Source organism: Bacteroidia bacterium, assembly GCA_033391075.1.
GTDB lineage: Bacteria > Bacteroidota > Bacteroidia > J057 > J057 > JAWPMV01.
The window spans coordinates 2,206,333-2,230,744 of the sequence record JAWPMV010000001.1 but is presented as its reverse complement, the minus strand read 5'-3'; the positions used below and the strand labels follow the sequence as shown (position 1 = coordinate 2,230,744).

17 protein-coding genes are annotated in these 24,412 nt (G+C 41.8%); all 17 read right to left on the bottom strand.

Features of this window, described 5'->3' with window-relative positions:
* Nucleotides 1-12: 12 nt before the first annotated feature.
* The 17 genes from R8P61_09110 to R8P61_09030 all read right to left on the bottom strand — a co-directional run bounded on the left by R8P61_09110 (nucleotide 13) and on the right by R8P61_09030 (nucleotide 24,395).
* On the bottom strand, nucleotides 13-2,661 hold the full coding sequence (locus R8P61_09110) for a carboxypeptidase-like regulatory domain-containing protein (protein MDW3647210.1): 2,649 nt from the start codon (nucleotides 2,659-2,661) through the stop codon (nucleotides 13-15).
* A gap of 60 nt (nucleotides 2,662-2,721) precedes the next feature.
* Entirely contained in the window at nucleotides 2,722-3,672 is a 951-nt protein-coding gene (locus R8P61_09105) for a FecR domain-containing protein (GenBank protein ID MDW3647209.1), read from the bottom strand.
* An 87-nt stretch (nucleotides 3,673-3,759) separates the two neighbouring features.
* Nucleotides 3,760-4,284, bottom strand: a complete 525-nt coding sequence (locus R8P61_09100) for an RNA polymerase sigma-70 factor (protein ID MDW3647208.1) — start codon at nucleotides 4,282-4,284, stop codon at nucleotides 3,760-3,762.
* Nucleotides 4,285-4,540: 256 nt separating this feature from the next.
* The gene (locus R8P61_09095; GenBank protein ID MDW3647207.1) at nucleotides 4,541-5,314 is read right to left on the bottom strand and encodes a hypothetical protein; all 774 of its coding nucleotides are present in this window, start codon (nucleotides 5,312-5,314) and stop codon (nucleotides 4,541-4,543) included.
* Between the two features lie 227 nt (nucleotides 5,315-5,541).
* Entirely contained in the window at nucleotides 5,542-6,225 is a 684-nt protein-coding gene (locus R8P61_09090) for a LytTR family DNA-binding domain-containing protein (GenBank protein ID MDW3647206.1), read from the bottom strand.
* Nucleotides 6,226-6,231: 6 nt separating this feature from the next.
* On the bottom strand, nucleotides 6,232-7,269 hold the full coding sequence (locus R8P61_09085) for a histidine kinase (protein ID MDW3647205.1): 1,038 nt from the start codon (nucleotides 7,267-7,269) through the stop codon (nucleotides 6,232-6,234).
* Nucleotides 7,247-7,699, bottom strand: coding sequence for a hypothetical protein (locus R8P61_09080; GenBank protein ID MDW3647204.1), 453 nt, complete (start codon nucleotides 7,697-7,699; stop codon nucleotides 7,247-7,249). The genes R8P61_09085 and R8P61_09080 overlap by 23 nt, the downstream gene beginning before the upstream one ends.
* A gap of 3 nt (nucleotides 7,700-7,702) precedes the next feature.
* Complete coding sequence (locus R8P61_09075) at nucleotides 7,703-8,476, bottom strand: hypothetical protein (protein MDW3647203.1); 774 nt, start codon at nucleotides 8,474-8,476, stop codon at nucleotides 7,703-7,705.
* Between the two features lie 195 nt (nucleotides 8,477-8,671).
* Nucleotides 8,672-10,150, bottom strand: a complete 1,479-nt coding sequence (locus R8P61_09070) for a carboxypeptidase (GenBank protein MDW3647202.1) — start codon at nucleotides 10,148-10,150, stop codon at nucleotides 8,672-8,674.
* A 218-nt stretch (nucleotides 10,151-10,368) separates the two neighbouring features.
* Entirely contained in the window at nucleotides 10,369-11,166 is a 798-nt protein-coding gene (locus tag R8P61_09065; GenBank protein ID MDW3647201.1) for a thioredoxin domain-containing protein, read from the bottom strand.
* A gap of 29 nt (nucleotides 11,167-11,195) precedes the next feature.
* On the bottom strand, nucleotides 11,196-12,536 hold the full coding sequence (locus R8P61_09060; GenBank protein ID MDW3647200.1) for a M24 family metallopeptidase: 1,341 nt from the start codon (nucleotides 12,534-12,536) through the stop codon (nucleotides 11,196-11,198).
* 86 nt (nucleotides 12,537-12,622) lie between these two features.
* Nucleotides 12,623-14,047 carry a TolC family protein gene (locus R8P61_09055; GenBank protein ID MDW3647199.1) on the bottom strand — a complete coding sequence of 475 codons (1,425 nt, stop codon included), beginning with the start codon at nucleotides 14,045-14,047 and terminating at the stop codon, nucleotides 12,623-12,625.
* A gap of 17 nt (nucleotides 14,048-14,064) precedes the next feature.
* Nucleotides 14,065-14,733, bottom strand: coding sequence for an ABC transporter ATP-binding protein (locus tag R8P61_09050; GenBank protein ID MDW3647198.1), 669 nt, complete (start codon nucleotides 14,731-14,733; stop codon nucleotides 14,065-14,067).
* A 9-nt stretch (nucleotides 14,734-14,742) separates the two neighbouring features.
* On the bottom strand, nucleotides 14,743-17,121 hold the full coding sequence (locus R8P61_09045) for an ABC transporter permease (GenBank protein MDW3647197.1): 2,379 nt from the start codon (nucleotides 17,119-17,121) through the stop codon (nucleotides 14,743-14,745).
* A gap of 35 nt (nucleotides 17,122-17,156) precedes the next feature.
* Nucleotides 17,157-19,541 (bottom strand): FtsX-like permease family protein, encoded by a 2,385-nt coding sequence (locus R8P61_09040; GenBank protein ID MDW3647196.1) that lies wholly within the window; start codon nucleotides 19,539-19,541, stop codon nucleotides 17,157-17,159.
* 11 nt (nucleotides 19,542-19,552) lie between these two features.
* Complete coding sequence (locus R8P61_09035) at nucleotides 19,553-21,970, bottom strand: ABC transporter permease (protein ID MDW3647195.1); 2,418 nt, start codon at nucleotides 21,968-21,970, stop codon at nucleotides 19,553-19,555.
* 7 nt (nucleotides 21,971-21,977) lie between these two features.
* The gene (locus R8P61_09030) at nucleotides 21,978-24,395 is read right to left on the bottom strand and encodes an FtsX-like permease family protein (GenBank protein ID MDW3647194.1); all 2,418 of its coding nucleotides are present in this window, start codon (nucleotides 24,393-24,395) and stop codon (nucleotides 21,978-21,980) included.
* Between the last annotated feature and the right edge of the window lie 17 nt (nucleotides 24,396-24,412).

Here is a 24,412-nt window from a genome sequence, read left to right as displayed (position 1 = left end):
TTGGGTAAATACTTAAAAATGAAGTTTGTAGGAAAAGGAAGGAATGATGCCGGGCACCAAAGACATTTGTTTCAATTTATAATTGAAAAAGGTTTCTGAAATCTGATCAGCTGGCTTCAATTCCTGATCAATGAAATAGGTAAGGATGTTTCTACGGGCATAAACATTCAAAACGGAGATTACCCAAGTACTTTTTACTTTTTGATTTGCCTGAGGTTTAGGGCTAATAGACAGAGATACATCCAGGCGATGGTTTGGCGGTAATCTCCCTGCATTTCTATCCCCGTAAAGAATCAGGCTTCCAATCCGTCCTTCCGGAATGGTCAGGGGCCTTCCAGATTGCCATATGAAGTTTGCGGAGCTACTTAGTCTGGAGCTAATAGCATAAGAAAGCACAAGACTGGCATTGTGAGGGCGATCGTAATTTGAAGGATAATGCCTTCCTTTATTTATCTGGATATTTTCCCATTCTGATAAAGTTCGCACCCAGGACCGAGACCAGGTATAATTTGCATAAGCCTGAAAGTTTCCCTGCTTTTTCTCCAAACTCAACTCCATACCATAGGCATTTAATTCAGCGGGAAGCAATTCCGTCTCCTCTTTACCTACAAAAAGCAAGCGGGCATTTCTGCGGAATTCCAGAAGGTTTTTCATTTGCTTGAAGTAAATCTCTGTCCCAAGCTGGAATCCTTTCCAGTTTGTACGAACACCCAAGCTATACTGATGTGCTTTAGTTGGAGGCAAATAATTGCTGGCAGGCACCCAAACGTCATAAGGCGCAACTCCTATCGTATTTGAGAGCAAATGTCTGTATTGCACCAGGTAGTCATAAGCCAGACTTAGGTTGAAGTTTTCCGATAATTGATAGCCAAGGGAAAGCCTGGGTTCAGGGTTTTGAAAGTGGGCCAGAGTTTTTCCGGCAGCAATGAGCTCAGTTCCAATGATCGTATTGACAGAGGGCGGTAATCCCGTTTCATATCGATTGATGAAATTCGGGCCATAGTTCCATATGCCTGAAAAACGGAGACCGGCGCGCAGACTTAGCCCTTTTGCGAGTCTGCTCTCTGTATCAACATACGCATAATATTCCAGGGCATTATCGTTGGGTTCAGGAGAGATAAATCCTGCTTCTTCCACTTCTGATAAACGCGTATACAGATTATTTTGGGCTCCTATTCCTGCATAAACTGAAAAAGAAGCCCGAGGATAAAAGGAAAGGTCGTATTTTATTTCCTGTCCCCTTACCTGTGCAGTGGTGATTACGGGATAGATCGATCTGGAAAAGTTCCCATTTATACCCTTCATCTCGAAATTGAAATCACTATAGATCAAACTGAGGTTGGCAAAGACCTTATTAGAGAATAGATGATTCCATCGGAGGTTTGCAAGCAGATTCCCCCACATAGCTTTTCGGATAGGTCTGCTGCCTTGCTTGTTAGTTTCTTCGGACTTAATAAAATCATTGCCCGCATAGAAAGAGAAAAATAATTTATCCTTCTTCCCTACTCGATAATTTAATTTCAAGGAGCCATCGCTAAATCCTGGGGTCAACTTCGTTTCTTCCTGCCTTACAAATAGATTGATCAAAGCAGCATAAGACTGTCTGGCAGAAACAACCAGATTTAAACGATCTTCTACAAGAGGAATATCCAGGTTGAGTTTTGCAAAAAATGGATTAATGGATGCGGAGCCATTAAAGGAACGGCTATTACCCTCCTTTAGGCGAATATCTAAAATTGAAGAAACCCGACCTCCATATTTGGCAGGAATGCCGGAACGGAAAAAATTGACCTCTTTGACTGCATTATTATCAACTACCGAAAGTAGGCCCAAAAGATGGGAGCTGTTGTACAAAGGAGCTTCATCTACCAAGACCAGATTTTGATCCACACGCCCTCCCCGAACATTGAATCCACTACTTCCTGCTGCAATGGAGCTTACGCCTGGCAAAGTGAGTAAATTTTTCTGTAAATCGGGTTCTCCCAAAAATGAAGGCAAACGAGCAATAAGTTGTGGGCTAAGTTGAGTAGCTGATATTCCTTTACGCCTGGAAGTAGCTTGCTGAGCTTCAACTAATATTTCATCCAGGTCAAAATCAGTCTGGGCCAACTCAAAATTCACCTGCTGATCATCATTCAGGGTCAGCGGGACTTCTGTTTGTTCATACCCAAAATAGGAAACTGCGAGTTGAATACTTCCTTGAGCGAGACTAAGGGAATAAAAACCATATTCATTTGTAATCGTCCCAATTTTACCTTCTTTATCGTAGATCGAGCACCCTATCAGAGCCTCGCCTGTAGATTTATCATAAACATAACCTGAAAGGGTGAATTTATTGTTGTGCTTCTTGCCTGAAGAATTGGAATTCCTGCTACTTCTTCCCTTTCTATATATGGTGATCTTTCCCCCAATTTCTTTAAAGCTTAAATCTGTCCCTTCAAAACATTTTTCCAGAAAAGAAGCTAGACTCATATTGTGAAATTCTCCACTAACTTTCTTTTCTAGTTCCGGATTATTACTGTATACAAATCCAATATCTGTCTGCTTCTCTATGAGCTTAAATACCTCTTTCAGGCTTTTATTGTCCAGACTAATGCTAATAGGAGTCTCACTCAATCGGTCCTGGGAATAACCATAGGCAGAAAGACTTATAAATAGCATTAGACAAATAGATCTGATCATCTTGGGACAATAGCTTTATTCTCAGGCTTTATTGATTTATTAAGGAATGAGGTAAGTCCCATCTTCCATTTTTATATCTAATTCACAGCTAAGCTCAATCATGCTTATAATATCTTCAAGGCTTTGATTTTCGAAATCTGCAGTGATATTGCAATTATACTCTGTGCTTCCCTCCCACAGTATTTGATTTCTGTAAAAGCTGTTAAGATCTTCTACCATTTGCCTTAAAGTGCTTTCCTCAAAATGAAAAACACCTGTTTTCCAGGAGAGGTAATTAGGATTTGCATTCGCATAAGTATCAAGTTCTTTTCCTTGTAGCCGAGCAACTTCTCCCGCAATCAGAATCGCTTTCTGATCTGAGGAATTACTAACTTCTACCCTACCTTCAGTTACACTTACCAGACAAAATTCATCCCTGCTTTTAATGTTAAATGAAGTGCCCAATACCCGAGTTTCGGATAGAGCAGTTTGTATAATAAAGGGACGATTAAGGTCCTTTTCTACTTCAAAAAAGGCTTCTCCTGACAAGCTTATCCTACGCTCATGTTCATTAAATTTTTGAGGGTAACGTAAAACAGCTCCTTCATTCAACCAAATTTTAGTGCTATCCTCTAACACAATTAAATCAACCCCTTCCCCTTCTTCTGCTTTATGGCTGATCATCCTGGATTGAGGGCTCTGAATGCTATCTTTGAGGACCCAATATCCCAGAAATAACAAGAGAATTACTGCAGCAGCGGCAAACCATTTTCGGCTAAATAACAGCTGCCGTTTCCCTTGCTGAGATAGTGCCTTTTTCTTAACATTTTCCCATGCTGCATCGGTATCAAAATCATACAACTTAATTTCAGAATCTGAAAACCAGAGCTTTCTCATCTGTTCATATTCAAAGGAGTTTTCCTGCCGGAATTTATCTAGCTGTTTTTCCTCTTCTGCAGTTGTCTCTTGTTTAAAATGCTTGAGGAGTATGTCGTATATGTCGTTTTCCATCTAAATAATAAAGCTGTCTATTTATAAGTCGGTAAGTCTAAGCAATACCCCTATTCACAAAGAAAAAATCAGTTTCCCACTCTTCCCTTAAAAGACTGATTGAAGAAATAGAAGCAAAGTGAGCAGATTCTGTTCCTTTAGCATGCTACGCATATGTTTGAGGGCTCTACCCATTTGATTTTCGACAGTTTTAATCGAAATATCCAGATCTTCAGCAATCTCCCGATAACTCATTCCGTTTCTGCTCTTTAAAAACACCTCCTGAGTTTTAGGCGGGAGCTTGGCAGCAAAATAGTGGAACAAGGGTTCAATGTCTTTTTCTTGTATTTCAAAGGGGCTTGGTCCAACAGAAGCTTCGGCCATATATGATTCCAGAGAAATCAAGCGGGTTTTCTGATTGCTTCTCAGATAGTCTATGCACTTGAATTTAGTAGCCCTTAATAAAAAACCTTCTATCTGTTTCACTTTCTGAAAACTGGATTTTTGCCATAGCTGGATGAAGAGGTTTTGCACAATATCTTCTGCCACAGCGGAATCCTTAACTATAGCTGCTGCATAGTTACAGAGAGGTCCATAGTTTTGGTAGAATATTTCTTTCGGGAAATCAGACATGTACATTCAATCTGCACTCCAGGGATATTCAGATGTATGTTTCCTTAAATGCTAAGTAGCAGTCCAAAAAACATAGCAGAAAATGAGAAAAGCAAAATTGAGAAGTTGCGAAACTTCTCAAATCTTGCGGATATTAAATTTAATATATACTAATAAATCTATTCATACATAAGAAAATACAATAAGCGGTTAATTCTATGTTTAGATCATTCGATTTATTAGAACATTTGAAGCTGGCCTGCGATACAGAGTTAGCTTACTCCTGTAACACCCAAAAGACTTCATTTTCATCCCGAAACGCGACCAGACCTGTTTCCCTGGAATAATACCAGTCATTTCGGTTTAGCACATTATTAAATGTCTGCCCCAATAAAGTAAGCTCCTCGTCCAGGGTAAAGAGCTGATAAATGAAATTGGTTTCGTCCAGTTCCTCCGGCCAAATCCATTGACTAATTGGATTTTCCATATGCAGAGGCGACAACCATATTTGTCCCATAGGAGCGTAGGTGGTGTCGCTATTTCCCAATTGGGTGGTGCCTACTTCTACATACATCGATACATCCTTAGACTCAGTTTCGAGAAGTACATAGAATAATTCAACCTCATTACAAGTCCCTATCCATTTGCCCATAAAGGAATCACAAGGATCTGTATTTTTGGTAATAACCCTATCAACCAATAGGTGTTTCTTATCCGTCAACTTCAGATCAAGTTTATCACCATTTTCATTTATATAGGTGAATACTTTGCCAATGTCAAAAGCATATTGAGGAAGCCAGTATTTCGCTGAGTCAGAGAGCCGAAAGGTTTCCCCTCGCATGATCGCACAGTACCTGGCAGAGGTATCAGCCGGATAAAGTGGGCTTTCGCATCCGAAGAATTTATTATCCACCCCGTGGAGAGGGGAAAGGCCTGGAACTGCTTCTGTGTTCAGGAAAAATATTCCATCCGGTACTTCAGACTCACAACTTAAGAATAAGGAGAAACTCAAGAGTACCCATATCGCCTGTTTGAAGAATGACCTGTTCATGTGATGTTGCTTTGATTAGATGATTTTTTTGAGTGTGGAATGATTTTCCTAGCCCTTGATACCTATTATCGGATAGGCTTACAATCATCAGTCGGAGGTTTAGGTCATTACCCCTATTCTTATGAAAAAGATTGTAGAAAAAATAAATTAATCGCCACCAGAGTCGGGGCATTTGATTGGCTTAAAGGATGCTATTCTTTACTATTGGACGGTAAATATCGTTACAATTATCCCAACAACAATCGCTGAACTTCCTCCTTATAACTGCTAGCCAAAGGGATTTGATCCTGCCCAACGGTCAATTGATGACGTTCGATTTTCCGAATCGCATGAATGGCTACGATATAGGATTTATGCACCCTCACGAAGGCTCCTTTCGGCAGCATATCCAGGGCTTTTGAAATCGTCATTCGCGTACTGACCGTTTTCTCTGTTTGATGAAAGAACAGGAGATTGGTATCAGAACGAATGTATAAGAGAGCATCCAGGTCAACCTTCACCCAATCATAGCCATCTTTGATAAATAGGCTGGGAGATTGATTCAGACGTTTTTGCTGCCCTTGCAAAGCCCGATTGCAGGCTTCCAGAAAACGGGGCAAAGAAACAGGCTTGAGTAAATAGTCCAGCGCACGTAACTGAAATCCCTGAACCGCATAATCCGCATAAGCAGTCACAAATATGAGCTGCACATCTATATCCCGAAGAAGTTTTGCCAATTCAGTTCCCATCAAATCCGGCATTTGTACGTCCAAAAAAACCACATCAACTCTATGACTTTGGAGATATGCCAGGCCCTCAGTTGGATTCAGAAAACTTTGCTTAAGATTGAGAAAAGGAATTTTCTCTGCATGTGCTTCCAACACTTTGAGGGCTGAAGGTTCGTCGTCTATGGCTATAGCTTGTAGTATCATGGTATATTAGCTGGCAGGGACGGCTTTAGGAGCTAAAGTTAATTGAAGTCGCAGCTCAAATTGCTCGTCTGATTGTTGGATAGATAGTTGGTGTTGATCGGGATATTGTAGGGCAAGACGTCTTTTCACTTGCTCGATGCCCTTACCTGTTCCTCTTTGTTGAACAGGATAAATAGGGTTTTGACTTAAGAAATCCAGAAATCCTTCTTCTATGGATAAACTGAGCTTTGCGGGTATTTCACTCTGAGGGGAAATGCCATATTTAAAGAGGTTCTCGACGAATGGAAGCAAGAGTAGCGGGGGAATTTGGGCTTCACTTTGATCCCATCGAATATCAATATGTATGTTTTCGGGATTGGCCATGCGAGCTTGTTGCAGGCCAATATATCTTTTCAAGAAAGTCAGCTCCTCTTCTATACTGACATAATCTTTTTGGGATTGCTGTAGGGTAAATCGTAATATTCCGGAGAGTTCCTCAATGCCTTCAGCCAGGCTTTCATCTTCCAGAGGAACTGCACGACTGTATAGGGTATTCAAGGCATTGAAGAGGAAATGAGGATTGAGTTGAGAACGTAGTGCTTGCAATTCCGCGGCTGTTTGTTCCTGCAAAAGTTTCGCCTGCTGATTTCGACTTCTTACCAAACCTGCGACAAAGGTGAAACCCATGACAAATATAAATGCCAACAAAGCGACCAAAAGATTTTCCTCTACCAGATCAACTTCCATTCCCGTAGTCCACTGCAAAAAGAGGTAGAGAAAAAAGTACAAAAGCAAAGCCCAACTTCGATAGATCCATTTGTTTTCTTCGTTTAGTCCCCACCACTGATAGGGACCTCTAAAGTTTAGCCAAGCCAATAACATCAATCCCAGCAGGATGACCACATAGCCCAAAAGCCAACGCACAAATCCCCCTAATTGATCCCACTCACCTGCATATTGCAGGGTAAGGCTTTCATGGAGTTGAAATCCCCAAAAGCCACCCAGACAAAGCGTCAGGGTGGCAAAAAGCCAGGGAGTCCAATTATTCCACTTTTTTGAGTTCATATTCTCTTTGCTTGCATCTTTTCATATCTTTTTCTGCACGCTCTGCCTCTCGTAATACCAAATACATACTGCTTACCCAAAATTCATAATCGACGATGGCTTCCAGGTAATATAGTTTTCCTGCTTCAACCTCCAAAGAAAATGATTTTCGCTTAACGGTTGGATAACGAACTTCTGAAATAGTTTCTATAGCCAATTTTCCTACGGGTACCTCTACTTCAAACCAGCTTCGATTTTTCAGGTTTCTGACCACCAGTTGATCATTGATTTTTATCCCAAAACCCGAACTCGTATAGGCTTTTTTGTAGATCCTTAAGGTAGCATAAGCTTCCTGTGTTAAATTCGATTGGGCTCCGATCAAAAGTAGAGAAAGAAAACTTATCAGAAGGCGATAAAGCATGGGCCGATTTATTCCTGTAATCCGCTTCATGACTTATTGATATTTTTGGGGAAAGTTGTATCCAATACTAAACCCAAATTGAAAATAAATTTCACCCATTCGATCCAGGGGAGCATTGATAGATCTCCTTCCTGAAGCTTCCCATCTACTGGCTTTCAGACCACGTCTGTATCCTATTCGAAGGGTTTCTCCCGAACTCGTGGAGCTTTTCGCTATCCCTCTCCACATTTCCAGGCCTATATCTATAAAGGTGTTCCGGTTAAATATTAGGGTCGTCTTAGGTGAAGATGCATCCGGGAATAATTGATCAAAGTCCAGCTGATCTGTATTTCCAAATGAAGTAATTTCATGAGCAGCTTCAAATTCACCGATCCCCAGTCTGAGCAAAAGTGCAGTATTTCTGTTTTGTAAGATTGATACGCCCACATTTCCCCAGCCAGCCGTCTGATAGGAATCAACGGTAAAACTTCTTACTGGCCGATCAAAAAAAGTCAACTCATAGACCGGAATATCTACCCCCAGATCAACATAGATGCGCTTATACCGTAAACCGATTTCAAACAAGCTATAAGCCCGAGTTCTTGAAAGCTCTATTGCTGCAGCCTCAAGCTGTTGACGAATATTAGAATTTCCTGTATTCAAAGCCATAGCTCCAAAAGGAAGGCCTAGTTTGAGGTAAATGCTGACCGGATACTTATCAGGATTAGCAAGCATTTCCGATTCTGATTTAATCTCTTTGAGCTCCTGTCCTATCAAGAGGCCAGGCAAAATGATTAACAGGCAGCAAATTAAAGTTTTGTGTTGCATAGTTATTTAATTGATTATTCCTCAAATAATGAGATATGCATCACTCCAACAACTAGATGTGGGGAAAGGCTGGAACTTTGTGGGGAAAGTATAAGAGTTTGTGATTTGACCAAAAGCGCAAAGTCTTTGATAAAAGAAATCGGCATATCTCCCATCTGGGGAAATATGCCGTTAGCATTTCTATTTTGTTTTTACTTAGTACTTCGCTGGTACTCCTTCTCCCGGTAGGCTCTTCAAAATAAAATCACGGATGTGATCATTAGAAGAAGCCAAATCCTCTGCTCTCAGATACATCATATGCCCACTTCTATATCCCTCAAATCTAAGGCGTTCTTTCATCCTGCCACTTGGGTCCAATTGCCACATGGTATATTTTGCATCAAAATAAGAAGTCGCTCCATCATAATAACCCGATTGAATCATCACTTTTAAGTAAGGGTTCTGAGCCATAGCCTGACGCAAGTTTTCACCTGTTTGATCCCCGCCTCTGTCCCAGGGTCTTACCGGTCCGAACATATTGTATTTGATGTCGGTCTTGTAATTGAGTTTTTCTCTAAGGTAATAGTTGATAGCTGGGGTAAAGGAATGCAACCAACTGGTCAGCTCAGAATTGTAATCCGGCCTGTCCCCTGCCCCTTTTCTGTCGATGCCTTTATAACGTGAATCCAGACGACCAACTGTAAATCCTTTATCTCTCAGCAGTTCTTTCCAGAAAAAGCTGGTAGGTACGTCCAGATTATGTTGGAGAATGACTTTCTCTGAAAGGCCTGAGTATCGGGCAAACTGCTTAGCTACATAGTTTCTGTCTTCATCTCCTACAAAACCTCCTTTTGCTATTGCAGGTATGAGCTTGTCAATGGCATAGCCTTCGGCCTCATTCAACACTTCATTCAGGTCTTTTGACTGCAAATCAGCTGGTAGCATATTGTGGTACCAGGCAGTAGCTGCAAAATAAGGCAGACGATTGGCTGCGATTACAGGCCCATCTCTTTCGATCCCCAGACGAGTAGGAGAAACCAGGATAACTCCATTCAGGTACATCCATTGTCTGTTTTGAAGTTCAAGGGCCAGACCTGATACTCTGGTGGTACCATAACTTTCGCCAATCAAATACTTGGGAGAAGTCCAGCGCTCATTTCTGGTAACAAAGGTATTGATCCAATCCGCCAGATATTTGATATCCGCATTTACTCCAAAAAAGGTCGTCTTTTTGGTTTCCTTATCCAGAATCCGTGAATAACCGGTATTGACAGGATTGACATATACGATATCTGCTACATCCAGAATCGAATGGGGATTTTGCTTTACCCCATATGGCTGAACAGGATATCCCTCATCATCAATCTTGAGAATCATAGGCCCTGTATAGGCAATATGCATCCAAACAGAAGCCGATCCCGGTCCTCCATTGAAAGATATTACGAGGGGTCTTTTTGAGCGGTCAGAAATACCATCACGGGTATAATAGGTAAAGAACAAAGAAGCCACAGCTTTTCCTTCATCATTCCAGACGGGCTGGGTACCTGTCGTAGCCGTGTAATTGATTGCTGTTCCTTTGATTACAGTTTTGTGCTTGGTAACAACCGTAGATTCGGCCTCCAACATTCGTTCTTGTCCGAACAGGGCTGAGATCGAGAATAATAGCACACATAAAAGCGCGTATAGACGGTTCATAGAGTAATAGTTTAAAATGTTTGGTTTCTCTTAGATTATATATTTTTTGACTTGAGCGTTTGGATTAGTAGTATTTAGATCTACAAGTACTTCTCATTGCGAGCTCAAATTTTGAGCAAAGCAATCCTCTTGAATCCTAATGCCTTTTTGAGTCAAGGAGATTGTTTCGCCTGTATTACAGGCTCGCAATGACAACTCGACCGGCAGTTTCTCATAACTTACAGCCTCGCCATAATGGAAAAAGGCTTTTCATGCGCTTTGATCCAGGGATGATCCTTGCCAAAAACATGAATAAATGCAATTGCCAATTCCCTCAATAAATCATTTCTATGTTTAAGCTTCAACTTAAAAGCAGCTACCAAATGATTGACCGCAGCTTCCTGCTGTTTCAATTGTAAGGCACCTTTGCATTGTATCAATTCTTTCTCCAATTCTCCTTCTTCCTCCTCTGAAATACTCGATAGCTTTGCCAGGGCGCGAATGTCATCCGCTTCTATCCAATGCTTATGTCCCAATACCACATGCTTGATCAGGTCCAGGCTTTTTTCCGGCTGAAACAAAACCTGATGCCAGGCAAGGGCAATTTTTGCATCATCAAAATCCGGGTGCTGCTTCAGGAGAGTTTCTATTCCGACTTCTTTCTCCGCATTGGGAAAATCCCTCTTATCCTTCTGGATTTCCATCAATTCCTCCTGGCGAGGATCAGGTATATGGGCTTTGAGCCACTTTTTCATGAAAAAAGGAGATCCCGTTCCTGCAGAGTCTGCCAATACCTGTCCTTTGTGGTATAAATGGATGCGAGGCACTCGATTAACCCCTGTACTTTCTATGATTTCCGGGGATTGGCCTACATCTACAGACACATACTGACAATCGATCTCCGCTTTGGTCTCCATCTCTTCCAGCATCTGTCTTACCACATGGCAGGTTCCGCACCAGGTCCCCCAGTACAATACCAGAACAGCTTCTTCCTGGCTTTTATCAATGACGTTTTTTTGAAAGGTATCCAGTTTCATATTTAGCTAATTTCTCCTGTATCAACCCCTTACTTGCCCAGATGTTTTCGAGGGCGGGGAATGAGGAAAAGTTCGGTTTGGCGTCCATTGATATAGCCGACAGATTCGCCATCATAACAAGCATCTTCTTCCATCATCATACGAATCTCTTTCTTCCATTCTTCCAGAAAAATTCCAGCATTCAACTCGATTGAATAGCAGGTATTGGGATATACAGGATAATCACCTCTGAAAGCTACTCCTCCTTGCTGATCCCAAAGTCCAATGGTGGGCCCGGCAGCATGACCATGGTAGCCAATTGGATGTGTATAAATGCTGGGCTTTATTCCTTCCGAAATGGCCTGATTTCTGGATGCTAACAAAAGTTCATTTCCGGTTTTTCCGGTATCGAAGTTGTCGGTCAGAATATCCATCAGACGGAGGGCCTTTTTATGGGCTTTTACCAAATAAGCAGGAGCTTCGGTTTCTCCAGCTTTCAGCACATAGGCATTTTGCTGCGTATCGGTATTTAATCCTAAATAGGTAATCCCAAAATCCACATGGATGAGATCACCGGGCAGAATGATTTGCTTATCGGGTCTTCTGGAGAAAGTCCGCAAATGATCGAAATTTTCCGGATCAGCTCTTTGTACATCTACAGAAGGATGAAACCAGGTAACCAGGCCCAATGATCTGATTCGATCTCTGTACCACCAAACTACATCCTGGGTAGTTGTAACGCCTGGTTGAATCACCTGCTCAGAAAAGCCCTCAGCGATAATTTCATGGGCAATAGCCACGATTTGCTTATAGACGATCATTTCTGCGTGTGAACGAGTTTCTAACCAACCTATGGCCAGCTTTTCACCAGATACAACCCGCTTTTTATATTTCTCAGAGAGACTTTCCATAAATTTTTCATAGTGGAAAGCTGAAATCCCATCTGCTAAAGCAAAGTGTTCACTTTTATTGATCGCGACCTTATTGGGATTACGTTCTTCGATAATTTCGCTAAGTCTGGCCCATTGATCCGGCTGACTTTCTTTATCCCAGGCTTTTTTGAAGACCTCGCCCACATCATAGCGTGCACAAGCCAAAGTTTCCAGCTTCTCCCCATTGTCATAAATGATGAGCATGGTTGTTCTTCGGGCCGACAACCAATTGGAGGGAAGCATGGTTTTGAGAACGGGATCCTCATTGTATTCACGCGAAAGCAGCACCCACATATCGATGCCTTCCCTTCTCATTATCCCAGGCAAAACAGTTTCTATTCGCCCTTGAAGCCATTCATCGCGTACTTCTCCCCTTTCCTTGAGGTCAAGGATTTTGGGCATTTGGGCAGAAAGCGGAATAAAGGAGATTGATAGTGCTATCAGCAGTAGTTTTTTCATAGAGTTCCTAAATGAACCTTAAATCTACTGCTTTTCCAGAAAATAGAATATATAGATGCAGATAATTCTCCTTTGTTTATCTGGTATTAAAGGCCGCGATAGTATTCCAGGATTCTCACTCGCAGTATGTATTCAAATTTTGCATTGGAGAGATTCAGACGGGCAGTATCGAGGTTATTTTTACTAGTCAGGTACTGGACGATATTGGATACTCCATTGTTAAAACGTATCTCATTGATACGGAAAGAACTTTCATAGGCCTCCAATTGTCGTTTCAGGATTTGATAGCGAGAGAAAGCATTTTCCATTTTAAAATGCGCATCCTCAACTGCTTGCTTAAACTGCAGCTTACTATTCTGAAGATCAATGGTCGATTGCCTCAATTCCAGTTTGCGTTGAGAGATGCGGTTTTTAGCTTGAAATCTATTAAAAAGTGGAATACTTAGCGCGACTCCCACAACTGAGTTTCGATTATTATTGAGTTGATCGAGGTAGGCGATTTTTTCCTGACGAAAATTGGTCTCATTGGTAAAAACAGGAATCGATTGGTTGTTTACATTTACAAAATCCCCGGTTTCTTTTACCTCTGTTCCCGCATCAAAAAAAGCCCTACTTACGCTGGAAAAGTTACTCCCAATTTGTCCAAAGAGAGAGACCTCCGGAAAGAAATCTGCCCGAGCCACTTTAATGGCACTATTTGCTTCTTCAATTCTCAATTGACGAGCTTTAAAAGCCGGCAAATTCGTCAGGGCATCCTGGTAGACCGCATTGGCAGACAGGAGATATTTTTCTTCCTCTAAATTTCCGCTTATATCTGCGAAATCGGCTTCCGGAGAAGCCTCTATTCCCATAGAGACAAAAAGATTGAGTATGGCCTCATTCAGGTTATTTTTAGCGGAAAGCACGGCCATTTCATCCATGCTAAATTGTCCCTGCATATCGGTAAAATCAGCAGGATTCCCTTCTCCTTCCTTAAAATTAGCACGCAATCTGTCCACTTGACCAGCTGTAGTCTCCAAACGAGCTTCAGCCAATCTCAATTGATCTCTCGCAGTTAGAATTTGGATATAACTCAAGGTCACATTCAGAATCAGGTTTTGCCTAACCTCCTCCATTTCCATCTCTGCAGCTCCCAAATTGTACTGGTTCTGTTTGATGCTGTTTTTCAGGCGAAAGGCATTAAAGAGGGTTGCTTCTCCTCCCAATCCGACATTAGAAAATGTGAGTCGCTCATTGATAAAGTCATTGGTTGAAGGGTTGATACTCCTACCATTGTTTATCCCTAAATTGTAATTTGCGTTGAGATTGGGCAGGAGGTTATTTTTTGACTGACGCAAGGCCAGATTTGCTGATTCAGCCTGAATCCCGGATCTTTTCAGATCGAGATTGTTCTCTAAAGCTATCGCAACACATGAAGTCAGGTCATAGCTTTCCCTGGTATTCGTTTGCGAATATCCTTTCACCGAAAGAATCAGACAAATAGCGAGTATGCTTAAAAATTTGCTATACATAAGTTTCTATTGAAAGATCAATTGCTAAGGTTTTTTCCGTCCAAAAGACTCACAATTCGGGAGCCATATTCAGCATTCTTCTCAGAATGGGTTACCTGAATGATGGTTACTCCATCTTCATTGAGTTTTTTGAATAGTTCCATGATTTCGTCTCCCTGAGTCGAATTTAGGTTACCGGTGGGTTCGTCTGCAAGAATCAGCCTTGGAGACGAAATGAGGGCACGAGCGATCCCGACCAATTGCTGTTGGCCTCCACTAAGTTGCTCTGGAAAGAGCTTGGACTTAGCAACGATATTGAATCGATCGAGGGTTTCGGCTACTTTTGCTTTTCGCTCGGAAGAGCTCAATTTCTTATATAATAATGGCGCCTCTATATTTTCATACACCGTCAACTCATCGATCAAATGATAGGCCTGAAAGACAAAGCCAATGTATTCCTTATAAAGCCTCGCACGAGCTTTGGATTTCAGTTTATGGACGGGTTGATTGAGGAAACTATACTCTCCATAATCAAACTCATCCAGCATCCCGATCACATTCAGGAGGGTAGTTTTACCTGAACCGGAGGGTCCCATGATGGAGATAAATTCTCCTTCTTCTACATTTAGGTTTATGTCCTCAAGAAGAAAGGTTCGCATTCCTCCTGATTTCACCCATTTTGAGACATTTCTTATTTCTAACAACATAGTGTTTGTTTATTCGGTACGTAAACTTTGCACAGGCTTAGCTCTTGCTGCTTTAATTGCCTGGAAAGAAATGGTAAGAATCGTAATGGTCATGATCATGCCGATGGCCAAGGCAAAGACCCACCAGCTAAGATCTGTTTGAAAATTGTAATTCTGGAGCCAAAGATGCATGAAGTACCAGGCAATGGGGCTGGCAATCAGGGCAGCCCAGGCAAGCAGTTTGAAAAAGTCTTCAGTCAGCAATACCAGGATATTGAAGGTGCTGCTTCCCAGCACTTTGCGAATGCCAATTTCTTTGGTCCTTTGGCCTACATAAAAAAGGATCATGCCATAAATCCCCAGGCATCCAATCAAGATGGCAAGGCTGGAAAAAACCGTACTTAGGGAAAGAATCTGCTGTTCGCTTTCGTAGAGATTTTCTACCCGTTCGCTTAGAAACTCATATTCGAATAAATGATCTGGGAATGCCTCGGACCATTCATTCTCAATGTGTTCGATCGCCGCCTGGGTATTTTTCAGATTCATTTTAATGGCCAATTCGGAATAGCTATCATGCCTGGAAGTGATAAAGACCGGACTGATATCTTCATGAAAATCCTGGTCATGAAAGTTCTCGACAACCCCTACAATATTCCCTTTGATAAATCCTCCTGAGACTTCCAGGCTTTTCCCCAGAAGCTCCTCGACTGAATTTAGCCCTAGTTTCTCTGCCAGTTTTTCGTTTACCACAAACTCGTCTATACTGTCTCTGGTGAAGAAGTTTCTTCCCGCCACCAATTTCAATCCGAAAATATCGAGGTAATCCACATCTCCGATTTTCACCTGGATCTGAAATTCCTCGGTCTCAGGATTATTATTGTAAACAAGGCTGGTTCCCCATCTATTATCTGAAGCTCCCGGAGAGCCAAAACATGCACTTACTTGCTCGATTGGGGTGTAGTTTTCCAGGCGATCTTTTAAGCTTTTTAAGCGAATTTCATTCACTGTGTCCGGCAAGGCTACCCGTAAGATCCCGTTTCTTTCGAAACCCAGATCCGAATTGATGGCATACTTCATCTGCTTATTGATAACCAGGGTACCAATGATCAGGATAATCGAAATGATGAACTGAACAGACACCAGCACTTTGCGCGTACTGAATCCACCGGCATCTTTGGGGTTCAATTTGGATTTCAAGGCAAGTACAGGAGCTATTCTAGCCAAGAGAAATCCGGGGTAAGTCCCTGCTAAAAGCGAGATTCCTACTAGTAAAGCGAAAGCAAATCCGAAAAACTGAAGATTCCCAATGGCCGAGATACTCAACTCCAGCTCAAAGAGTTCATTGAAATAAGGCAAGGCCAATACGCTGAGACTTATCCCGATTAAAAGAGAAGCCATGCAAATCAGGAAGGTTTCGATCATAAACTGCCAGAACAAATGGACCCGAAGTCCTCCTAGCACCTTACGTATTCCTACTTCACGGGAGCGGTTTACCGATTGGGCTGTAGAGATATTGATGAAGTTGATGCTCGCCATCAGCAGCAGGAAGAATCCGATCAAACCAAATATCCATAGCATATTGGGACTGATTCCCCCTGAATACCGGGGGTCAAAGTGTATATCAGCCAGCGCCTGCAATTTGTAGTGGTGGACATTCTTGGAACGGGGTCGGTATTTTTTTACAAAGCTCTGAATCTCCTTTTCGATAGCTGGAACGGATTGATTGGGGCGAAGCAAAGTAAATACCTCCAGATTGGAACTGATTCCTCCCCAACCGTTTTCATTTGCCAGAAATTGGGAGTAATCCTTTATGCTGGAATAGGCTAAAAATATCTCCGTATTTATGAGACTCGTTTTAGGAATATCTTTTAGCACTCCCACTACTAGAAAAAGGGTTTTCCCGCCTAGTTGAAAGGTCTTGCCTACCGGGTCATAATCCCCATAGAATTTTTTGGCCATATTTTCCGTAATCACGGCCGTGTTGGGTTCAGAAAGATCCGCAACTCCTCCATGCGTAAGGGGAAAGTTGAGAATTTCAAAAAACTCCGTTTCTACGAAGGCCACATCTTCCTTCAACTTTTTCTTGTCTGAGAAACTGATCAATTCATTGTCCCAAAGGGCCTGTTTGGCTACCTTTTCGGCATAATCATACTCCGTACGAAATGCATGGGCAAATCCGGGAGGCACACTGGCTTCGAAGTCTATATCGTCTCTATGTTCCTCTGTAACCACCCGGTATATCCGATCAGAATTGAGGTGAAAGTTATCGTACTGCAGATTATGCTGAACAAAAAGATATATCAGTATACTACAGGCAAATCCCAGGGATAAGCCTCCAATGTTTATAAATGCATGACCTTTGTAACGGAGTAGGTTTCTCCAGGCGATTTTGAAATAATTTTGAATCATAATTTATTTTTAAAATCAATGATTTATCAAAAGGCTTATTCTGTTTTCAGGTTATTGACCGGCTTCTGCATGGCCGCCCGTATAGATTGATAGCTTACGGTGATGAGCGAAAGACTGATTGCCCCAATTCCGGCCATCACAAATACCCAGATGCTGATTTCCTGATGGAAATTGTAGTTCTGTATCCAGGCATCCATAATCTGCCAGGCTAAAGGGCTGGCAATTGCCAAAGCCAATAAGACCAGCAGAGAATAATCTTTGGTTAAGAGGGTCCACAAGTTGAATACAGAAGCTCCCAGGATTCGGCGTATGCCTATCTCCCGACTTCTTTGTAGGACCATAAAGGAAGAAAGCCCAAAGAGCCCGAGTACAGATATCACAATGGCCAGCATGGCAAAAATGAATGCCAATTGACCAATCATCTCTTCGTAGGCATACTTCCGGGCAAAATCCTTGTCAACAAATCTGAAATCAAAAGGCGCCGCAGGATTGTGTTGCTTCATGACTTCCGCTATACTTGCCAGAGCCTGTGAAGCCGGAAGTTCTGATTTGATTCGAATATTTATCACATTTCGGTTGCCATAATTGAGGAAATACATACTGGGCAAAGGAGCTTCAAAGGGAGACTCATTGATGATATCTTTAATTACTCCCAGCACCTTGAATGTAGCTCCATAATCTCTTCGTATGATTTCTCCTAACAATTTATCTTTCCCTATCATATCTGCAGCCGTTTTATTCAGAATGACGCCCTCCTGATCCAGGCCAAATTCCCGAGAGAAATTGCGGCCCTCGATAAAATCGAAGCCTACAGTTTCTCCATAATCATGGGTGATATCGGTAACATTGATCAAGAGATTGGTTTCAGCATCCATTCCATCCCAACTAAAGCCTGATTGTAAAGCTCCTCCAGAGGTGATCGAATTAGAAGACTCAGCCATATTATCCACCGCACCAGTATCCATCAAATCGCTTCGCAAGACTTCATAATCGAGTGCCTGCAGATCAGGGGTGTTTTTATAAATGGCCAGAAGTCCATCCGAATCATAGCCTATAGGTCGATCTTTGATGTATTGGATATGATCATAGACGATCAGGGTTCCGATACTCAAAATGATGGAAGCTGTAAATTGTAGGAGGACCAGACTTTTTCGGGGCAAGGCACTGATTTTTCGGGGCCGGTAATTTCCTTTGAGTGCATTTACCGGACTTATGGCTGATAAGAAGAATGCCGGATAAAGACCTGCCAGCATACTGGTAGCCACAATAAAGCTAAGACTAAGGCTCCAGAATATCGGGTTTTCGAATGGTATAGACAGGCTTTTATCTGTCAAATCATTGAACCAGGGCAAAGTAAGTAGTACAATCCCCATCGCAAAACAAGCCGCTAATGCCACCGTCAGAAAGGACTCCGACAGGAATTGAGAAACCAATTGAGCTTTAAGAGATCCTATCGCCTTTCTGACTCCAACTTCTCTTGCCCTTGTCTCACTCCGAGCTGTACTGAGGTTCATGAAATTGATAGAAGCAAGCAGGAGGACAATGATGCCAATCCAGGCAAATAACCATACCAAATCAATAGCTCCTCCTGTATTCTTCCCATTGCTAAAACTGTCATGCAAATGCCAGTTTTCCATGGGCTGAATGATCAATTCAGGATTAGAGCTATGCTCACTTTCGTCTACCTTATCAAATAAAAGACCCTTAAATTTTGCTTGTACTTCTCCCCATTCAACTCCCTCCTCTTTTTGAACAAAACAGAGAAAATCATTGCTCCCCCAACTATGCTCACTTTCCCTTGCAAGTGCATCTATACTCCGGTAAAACTCAAAGGTATTGAGGAAAGAAATATCATCAAATTCACTATTCGCAGGAAAATCCTCATAGATACCACTTACCAGTAAATCTGCTTCATTATCTATTCTCAGGAGTTTACCCATAGGCTCTATGTCTCCAAATAAAGCCTCTGCAAAGCTTTGTGAAAGCAAAACAGAATTTATCTCTCTCAGGCTTTGTTGATCACCTTTCAAAAAATTCATGCTAAACATTGCCGGGAAGCCAAACTCGACAGACATTCCATCTCCCTTGATGATCTTATCCCCATGAGCTATGATATTTTCATTCTCTACTGCAAGAACAGCACCTACAAAGTCAGGATAGTTTTCTGATAACTCTTTGCTGATCGGCTGAGGAACAATGCGGTAAGTATCTGTTTCTCCATTGAAGGTCCGGTTTTGATATAGCTGGGCAATGGAGGAATAATTTTCGAAAGAAGTATTGTACGAAAGTTCATCCCACACCCACAGACTGATCAAGAGGAATACGGCCATTCCCAGGGATAATCCCCCGATATTGATAAGAGAATAAGTCTTGTGGCGAACAAGGTTTCTCCAGGCGATTTTGAAATAATTTCTAATCATGATATTAGCACTTATTCATCTCTTAAGGAAAGTACAGGATTAGCCAAAGCTGTTTTAAGCGTCTTTACACTTATAGAAAGGAATACCAATCCCAGGATCATGATGGCAGGCAGGAGGAACAACCAGGCATCAATTTCAATGCGATTGGCGAAGTTCTCCAACCAGCTTTTTATGATGAAATAGGTAATGGGAATACCAATAGCCATTGAGAGTAAAACGGTTTTAATAAAGTCTTTGGAGAGCAAGAGCAAAACATTAGAAGTGCTTGCGCCTATAACTTTTCTGATACCGATTTCTTTGGTCCTTTTTACTATGGTAAAGGAAGCCAGTCCAAACAATCCTATACAGGCAATCAGGATGGCAAAAGCTGTTAAGACTCCAAAAACCTTCTGAAATCGATCATCTGCTTTATACAACTCTTCATACTTCGCATCCTGAAAGAAATAGGTAAAGGGTGATCCGGGAAAATTTGCTTTGTAGACCGCTTCTATATCTGCGATTTGTTCTCTTGGATTTCCCGAGCTAAACTGTACACTGGCATATTGATTGAATCTGTTGTTATTGAATCGGTGAATGATTGGAATTTGGGCAGATTTTGCAGTTTCCTGATGATAATCCTTGATAACTCCTATTAGGGTCCATCTCCGACCATACATTTTGATTATTTTCCCAATCGCCTCCTTGGCATCTGTAATTCCCCAAAGTCTGATGGCTTCTTCATTAACGATGAGTTCAAATTTATCAGATTGGGTAGTTGGCCGAAAGTTCTGGCCGGCCACTATTTCCATTCCCATCAAAGGAATGTAGTCCGCATCTATCGCATTGATATAAAAATTGTAATCGTGCTCTTCTATCTTTTCGGCCAGGTTGATACCCGTTGAAGTGCTAAACTGACTGGTAGGTTCGCCAGGTACCGTTTCTGAAAGGGCAACTGCATCTACTTTGCTACGATTTAGCAATTGCTCTTTGAAAACGGAATAATTTTTCTGCAATTCCCCTTCAGCTGGAGCACGTACGACCAGGGTCTGCTGTATGTCAACTCCGAGGTCGATGTTGCGCATAAAGTTCATCTGCTGATTTACGGTAAATGCCTGCACCAATAAAATGACGGTAATAGCAAACTGGAATACTACCAGTGATTTCCGTAGGAAGGCCCCTTGCGAAGAATGAGCAAAACTTCCTTTCAAAACGGATGCTGGTCGGAAAGAGGAAAGTGCAAAAGCTGGATAGGCACCTGATAATAAAACACTCAATAAAACCAGTGATCCCAAAGACATCCAGAACCAGCTATCGTTCATGAGGGCATAATCCTCAGGGAGAGAAGCAACTTCCAGGAACTTTTTATACAAAAGAAAAATAAAGAATACCGCCAATAGGCCAGCAAAGAGATTGAGGAGCAGAGCTTCAATTAGAAACTGAATTTTCAATTGCCCTTTTGTGGCTCCTACCACCTTCCTAAGCCCTACTTCTTTTGCGCGATCCAGGGCTTTTGAAGTAGCAAGATTGACATAGTTTACAAAAGCACTGATAATGACCAGAAAGGCAACTCCAAGTAAAAAGAAAACGCTATTGGCATCTCCATTAGGTTCCGTTTCAAAAGTCTTATGAGAATAAAGGTGAATATCAGAGATCTTCTGACCGATGATACGTTCTTTCTGCAGCTTTTTCTCTGCTATCAGTTTATCACTGAGCGCAGCCAATGATTTGGTAAAATCCTCATAATCGGTATTGGATGCCAGCAGGAGATAAGTCAATGTATTATTCCCATCCCAATTGTCTCGCACTTCTCCATTTATCGCCGGCTCAGTGAGCATACTTGGATAGGAAAAAACCATTTCAAACTTGAGATGCGTATTGGATGGACTATTTTCCGCAACCCCGACTATGTTGAATAACTTTTTATGTCCGGGCACCTCTATCACTTCGCCAACAACATCTGTTTTGTTGAATAATCTCAGGGCAGCAGTTTCAGAAATAACCGCCTCTCCCGCCTGTTCAAATATCTGATGGTCCGATCCATGAATGAAGGGATAGGAAAACATGCTAAAAAAGGCAGGATCAACCGCAAAGACCTTTTCCAGGACATATTGCTGTTCAGCAATTTTCACATTCAGCGTTGGCTCGCCAATTGGATATGCCCGTGTATAATCAACTACCTGTGCAAGCTCCGCTTTAGCCAATGGTCCGGTCGGAGGATTGGTTTCACAGTCCTGAGTCGTAACGGATTCGCCATCAAGATAGTCCATGGTCAGTCGAACGATTCTATCTGCATTTTCATGCACACTTTCGTAGGATAGCTCATACCTGACATATTGAATGATCAATAAGGTAATCGCAAAAGCGGTTGAAAGACCCAATAAGTTGATGAGGGTGAAACTCTTGTTTTTATTCAGGTTCCTCCAGGCTATTTTAAAATAATTTTGAATCATGACTAACTTATTCAGTTTTTAAGCTGTGAACAGGATTGGCTTGTGCCGCTCTGATGGATTGGATGCTAACAGTTGCAAGGCAAATCAACAGAGCAATAAGGCCTGCCCATACATATACCTGCCAGGGCATTTCAATTCTATAGGTAAAGGTGCCCAGCCATTCAGCAGAGAAATACCAGGCAATCGGGCTAGCGATGCATACCGCAATACAGATCAGTACCAGGAATTCTCTGGAAAGCAATTGAACAATAGAAGCTACGCTTGCTCCCAAAACTTTCCTTACCCCTATTTCCTTTTTCCTCCTGTCTGCTGCAAAGGCCGATAAGCCCAGCAAACCCAAACAGGAAATCAAGATCGCAAGAACAGTGAATACCGTAATCAGCGATGACATATGAACTTCTGATTCATAGGCATGTTGAACTCGCTCATTTAGGAAATAGAATTCAAAGGGATCTGCTTCATTTACCAATCCCCATGCATCCTGAACCTGAGAGATACTTTGTTGAATATTTTCGGTCCTGATACTTGCAATCAGGTATGCCTGAGAACCTGGACTTGTTGGCAAAAAAACTTGAGGCTGTACCGGATTTTTCAATGATTCCGAATGAAAATCTTTAATTATCCCTACAATCTCTCGGCTATTTTCTGTTCCATTCCAATTCCATCGAATCTTTTTATTCAAGGCATTCTCAAGATTGTATCCAAGTGCTCCTAAAGCTCCCTCTGTGATAATAGTAGCGAGAGAATCTTTTTCTCTAAAATTCCTCCCTTTCAGCATTTCAAATCCCATCGTAGACATAAAATGCCGATCTGCCCAATTAAGGCCTACGTGTATATTTTCTTCTCTTGATTTCTCTTCCCCATAGACCAACATATCTTCAATGCTTCTGAGTCCCGGATGTGTACTACTCAGTCCAGCTTCGCCAATAGCCGGAATTTTTTCCAACTCTTGTTTCAATGTATAAGCCTTTTGAGATGCAATACTCGTACTAAGTGGCAATACAATTTTCTCACTTTTGCTATAGCCCAGGTCTTCATTCTGGATATACTGCATTTGTTGTTTTATGACCAGTATCCCCTGAATAAGCATAATTGAAATCACAAACTGGACGACTACCAGGACCCGTCTTAACTGAGCCGCTGAAAAATTATTTCCCAGTTTTCCATGGAAAATGCTGGCAGGACTAAATGAAGACAACATTAAAGCAGGATAGCTGCCTGCAAGACAGGTACAAAGCGCCAAAATCAGGAAGGTCCATCCAAGGATTTGCCCATCAAACCAGGAATCGAAAGAGAACACTATTCCCAGATTGCTAGCTAGGTAGTTTTGCCCGAAATAAATGAAAAGTGCAGCCACTACCAGAGAGAGAGAAACGTAAAGAATTGTCTCCGTAAAAAATTGCAAAGCTAATTCCAGTCGGGTAGCACCGATGGCTTTTTTTACAGCGACTTCAGTTGCACGAAGACTGCTTTTAGCCGTAGCCAAATTCATAAAATTGATGCAGGCAATGAGCAGGATAAAAAAGCCAATAGCAGCGAAAATATAGAAGAAGCTTTTATTGCCTCGGGGTCCTATATTTGCCTTTACCTCTGAGCTTAAATAGATATCTTTAAGTGCCAGCAAAGAGTGCGCTTTGCTAAATCCCAGTGTTCGTAACCTTTCACCAGCCGTTGCCTCAACCAGAGCAGGAAATTTCTCTTCAAAGTTAGCGGGATCTGTAGTTGGGAGGAACTTCAAATAGGTGAAATACATATTGTTCCCCGCCCACTCATCCAGGTTTGCAAATCGATTGCCAATTACTCCGCTTTCCATGTTAATGAAGAGTTTGAAATCAATGTGCGAGCGATATTTTTTTGTATCGATCACTCCACTTATCAGGCAGTTCATATCTCCAAAAGTGGTATTGATTACTACTGTTTTGCCTAAAGCAGTTTCTTTTCTGAAAAGTTTTTCTGCCAGGCCTTTGGAAATAACTATGTCATTGGGTTTAGCAAGGGCAGTAGTTGGATTTCCCTCAAGAAAGGGATAGTTGAAGATTTGGAAAAAACTGCTATCAGCATAAATCCCTTTTTCTTCAAAGAAGGTTAATTCTCCTTTTTTCAGCAGGTATTTATTGATGCCGGGAGGGGGAAATAAGCGACAGGCCTGACTTACTTCCGGATAATCAGTCAGAAGCTTATTAGCTAAAGGACTTGGACCTGTAGCATAGGTGTCTTTGCTTTCCCCAAAGTCAAAAGTTGTATTGACTCTGTAGATATCCTCATAGGATTCGTGATGTTTGTCTACGTACCATTCTCCTCGAAGGTATTGAACAATCAATAGGCTAATGGCAAGGCCCAGACCCAGACCAAGAATATTAAGTCCAGAAAAGAAGGTATCTGATTTAATATTCCTCCAGGCTAATTTGAAATAATTTAACATCATAATTTCAGGCTTTGGGG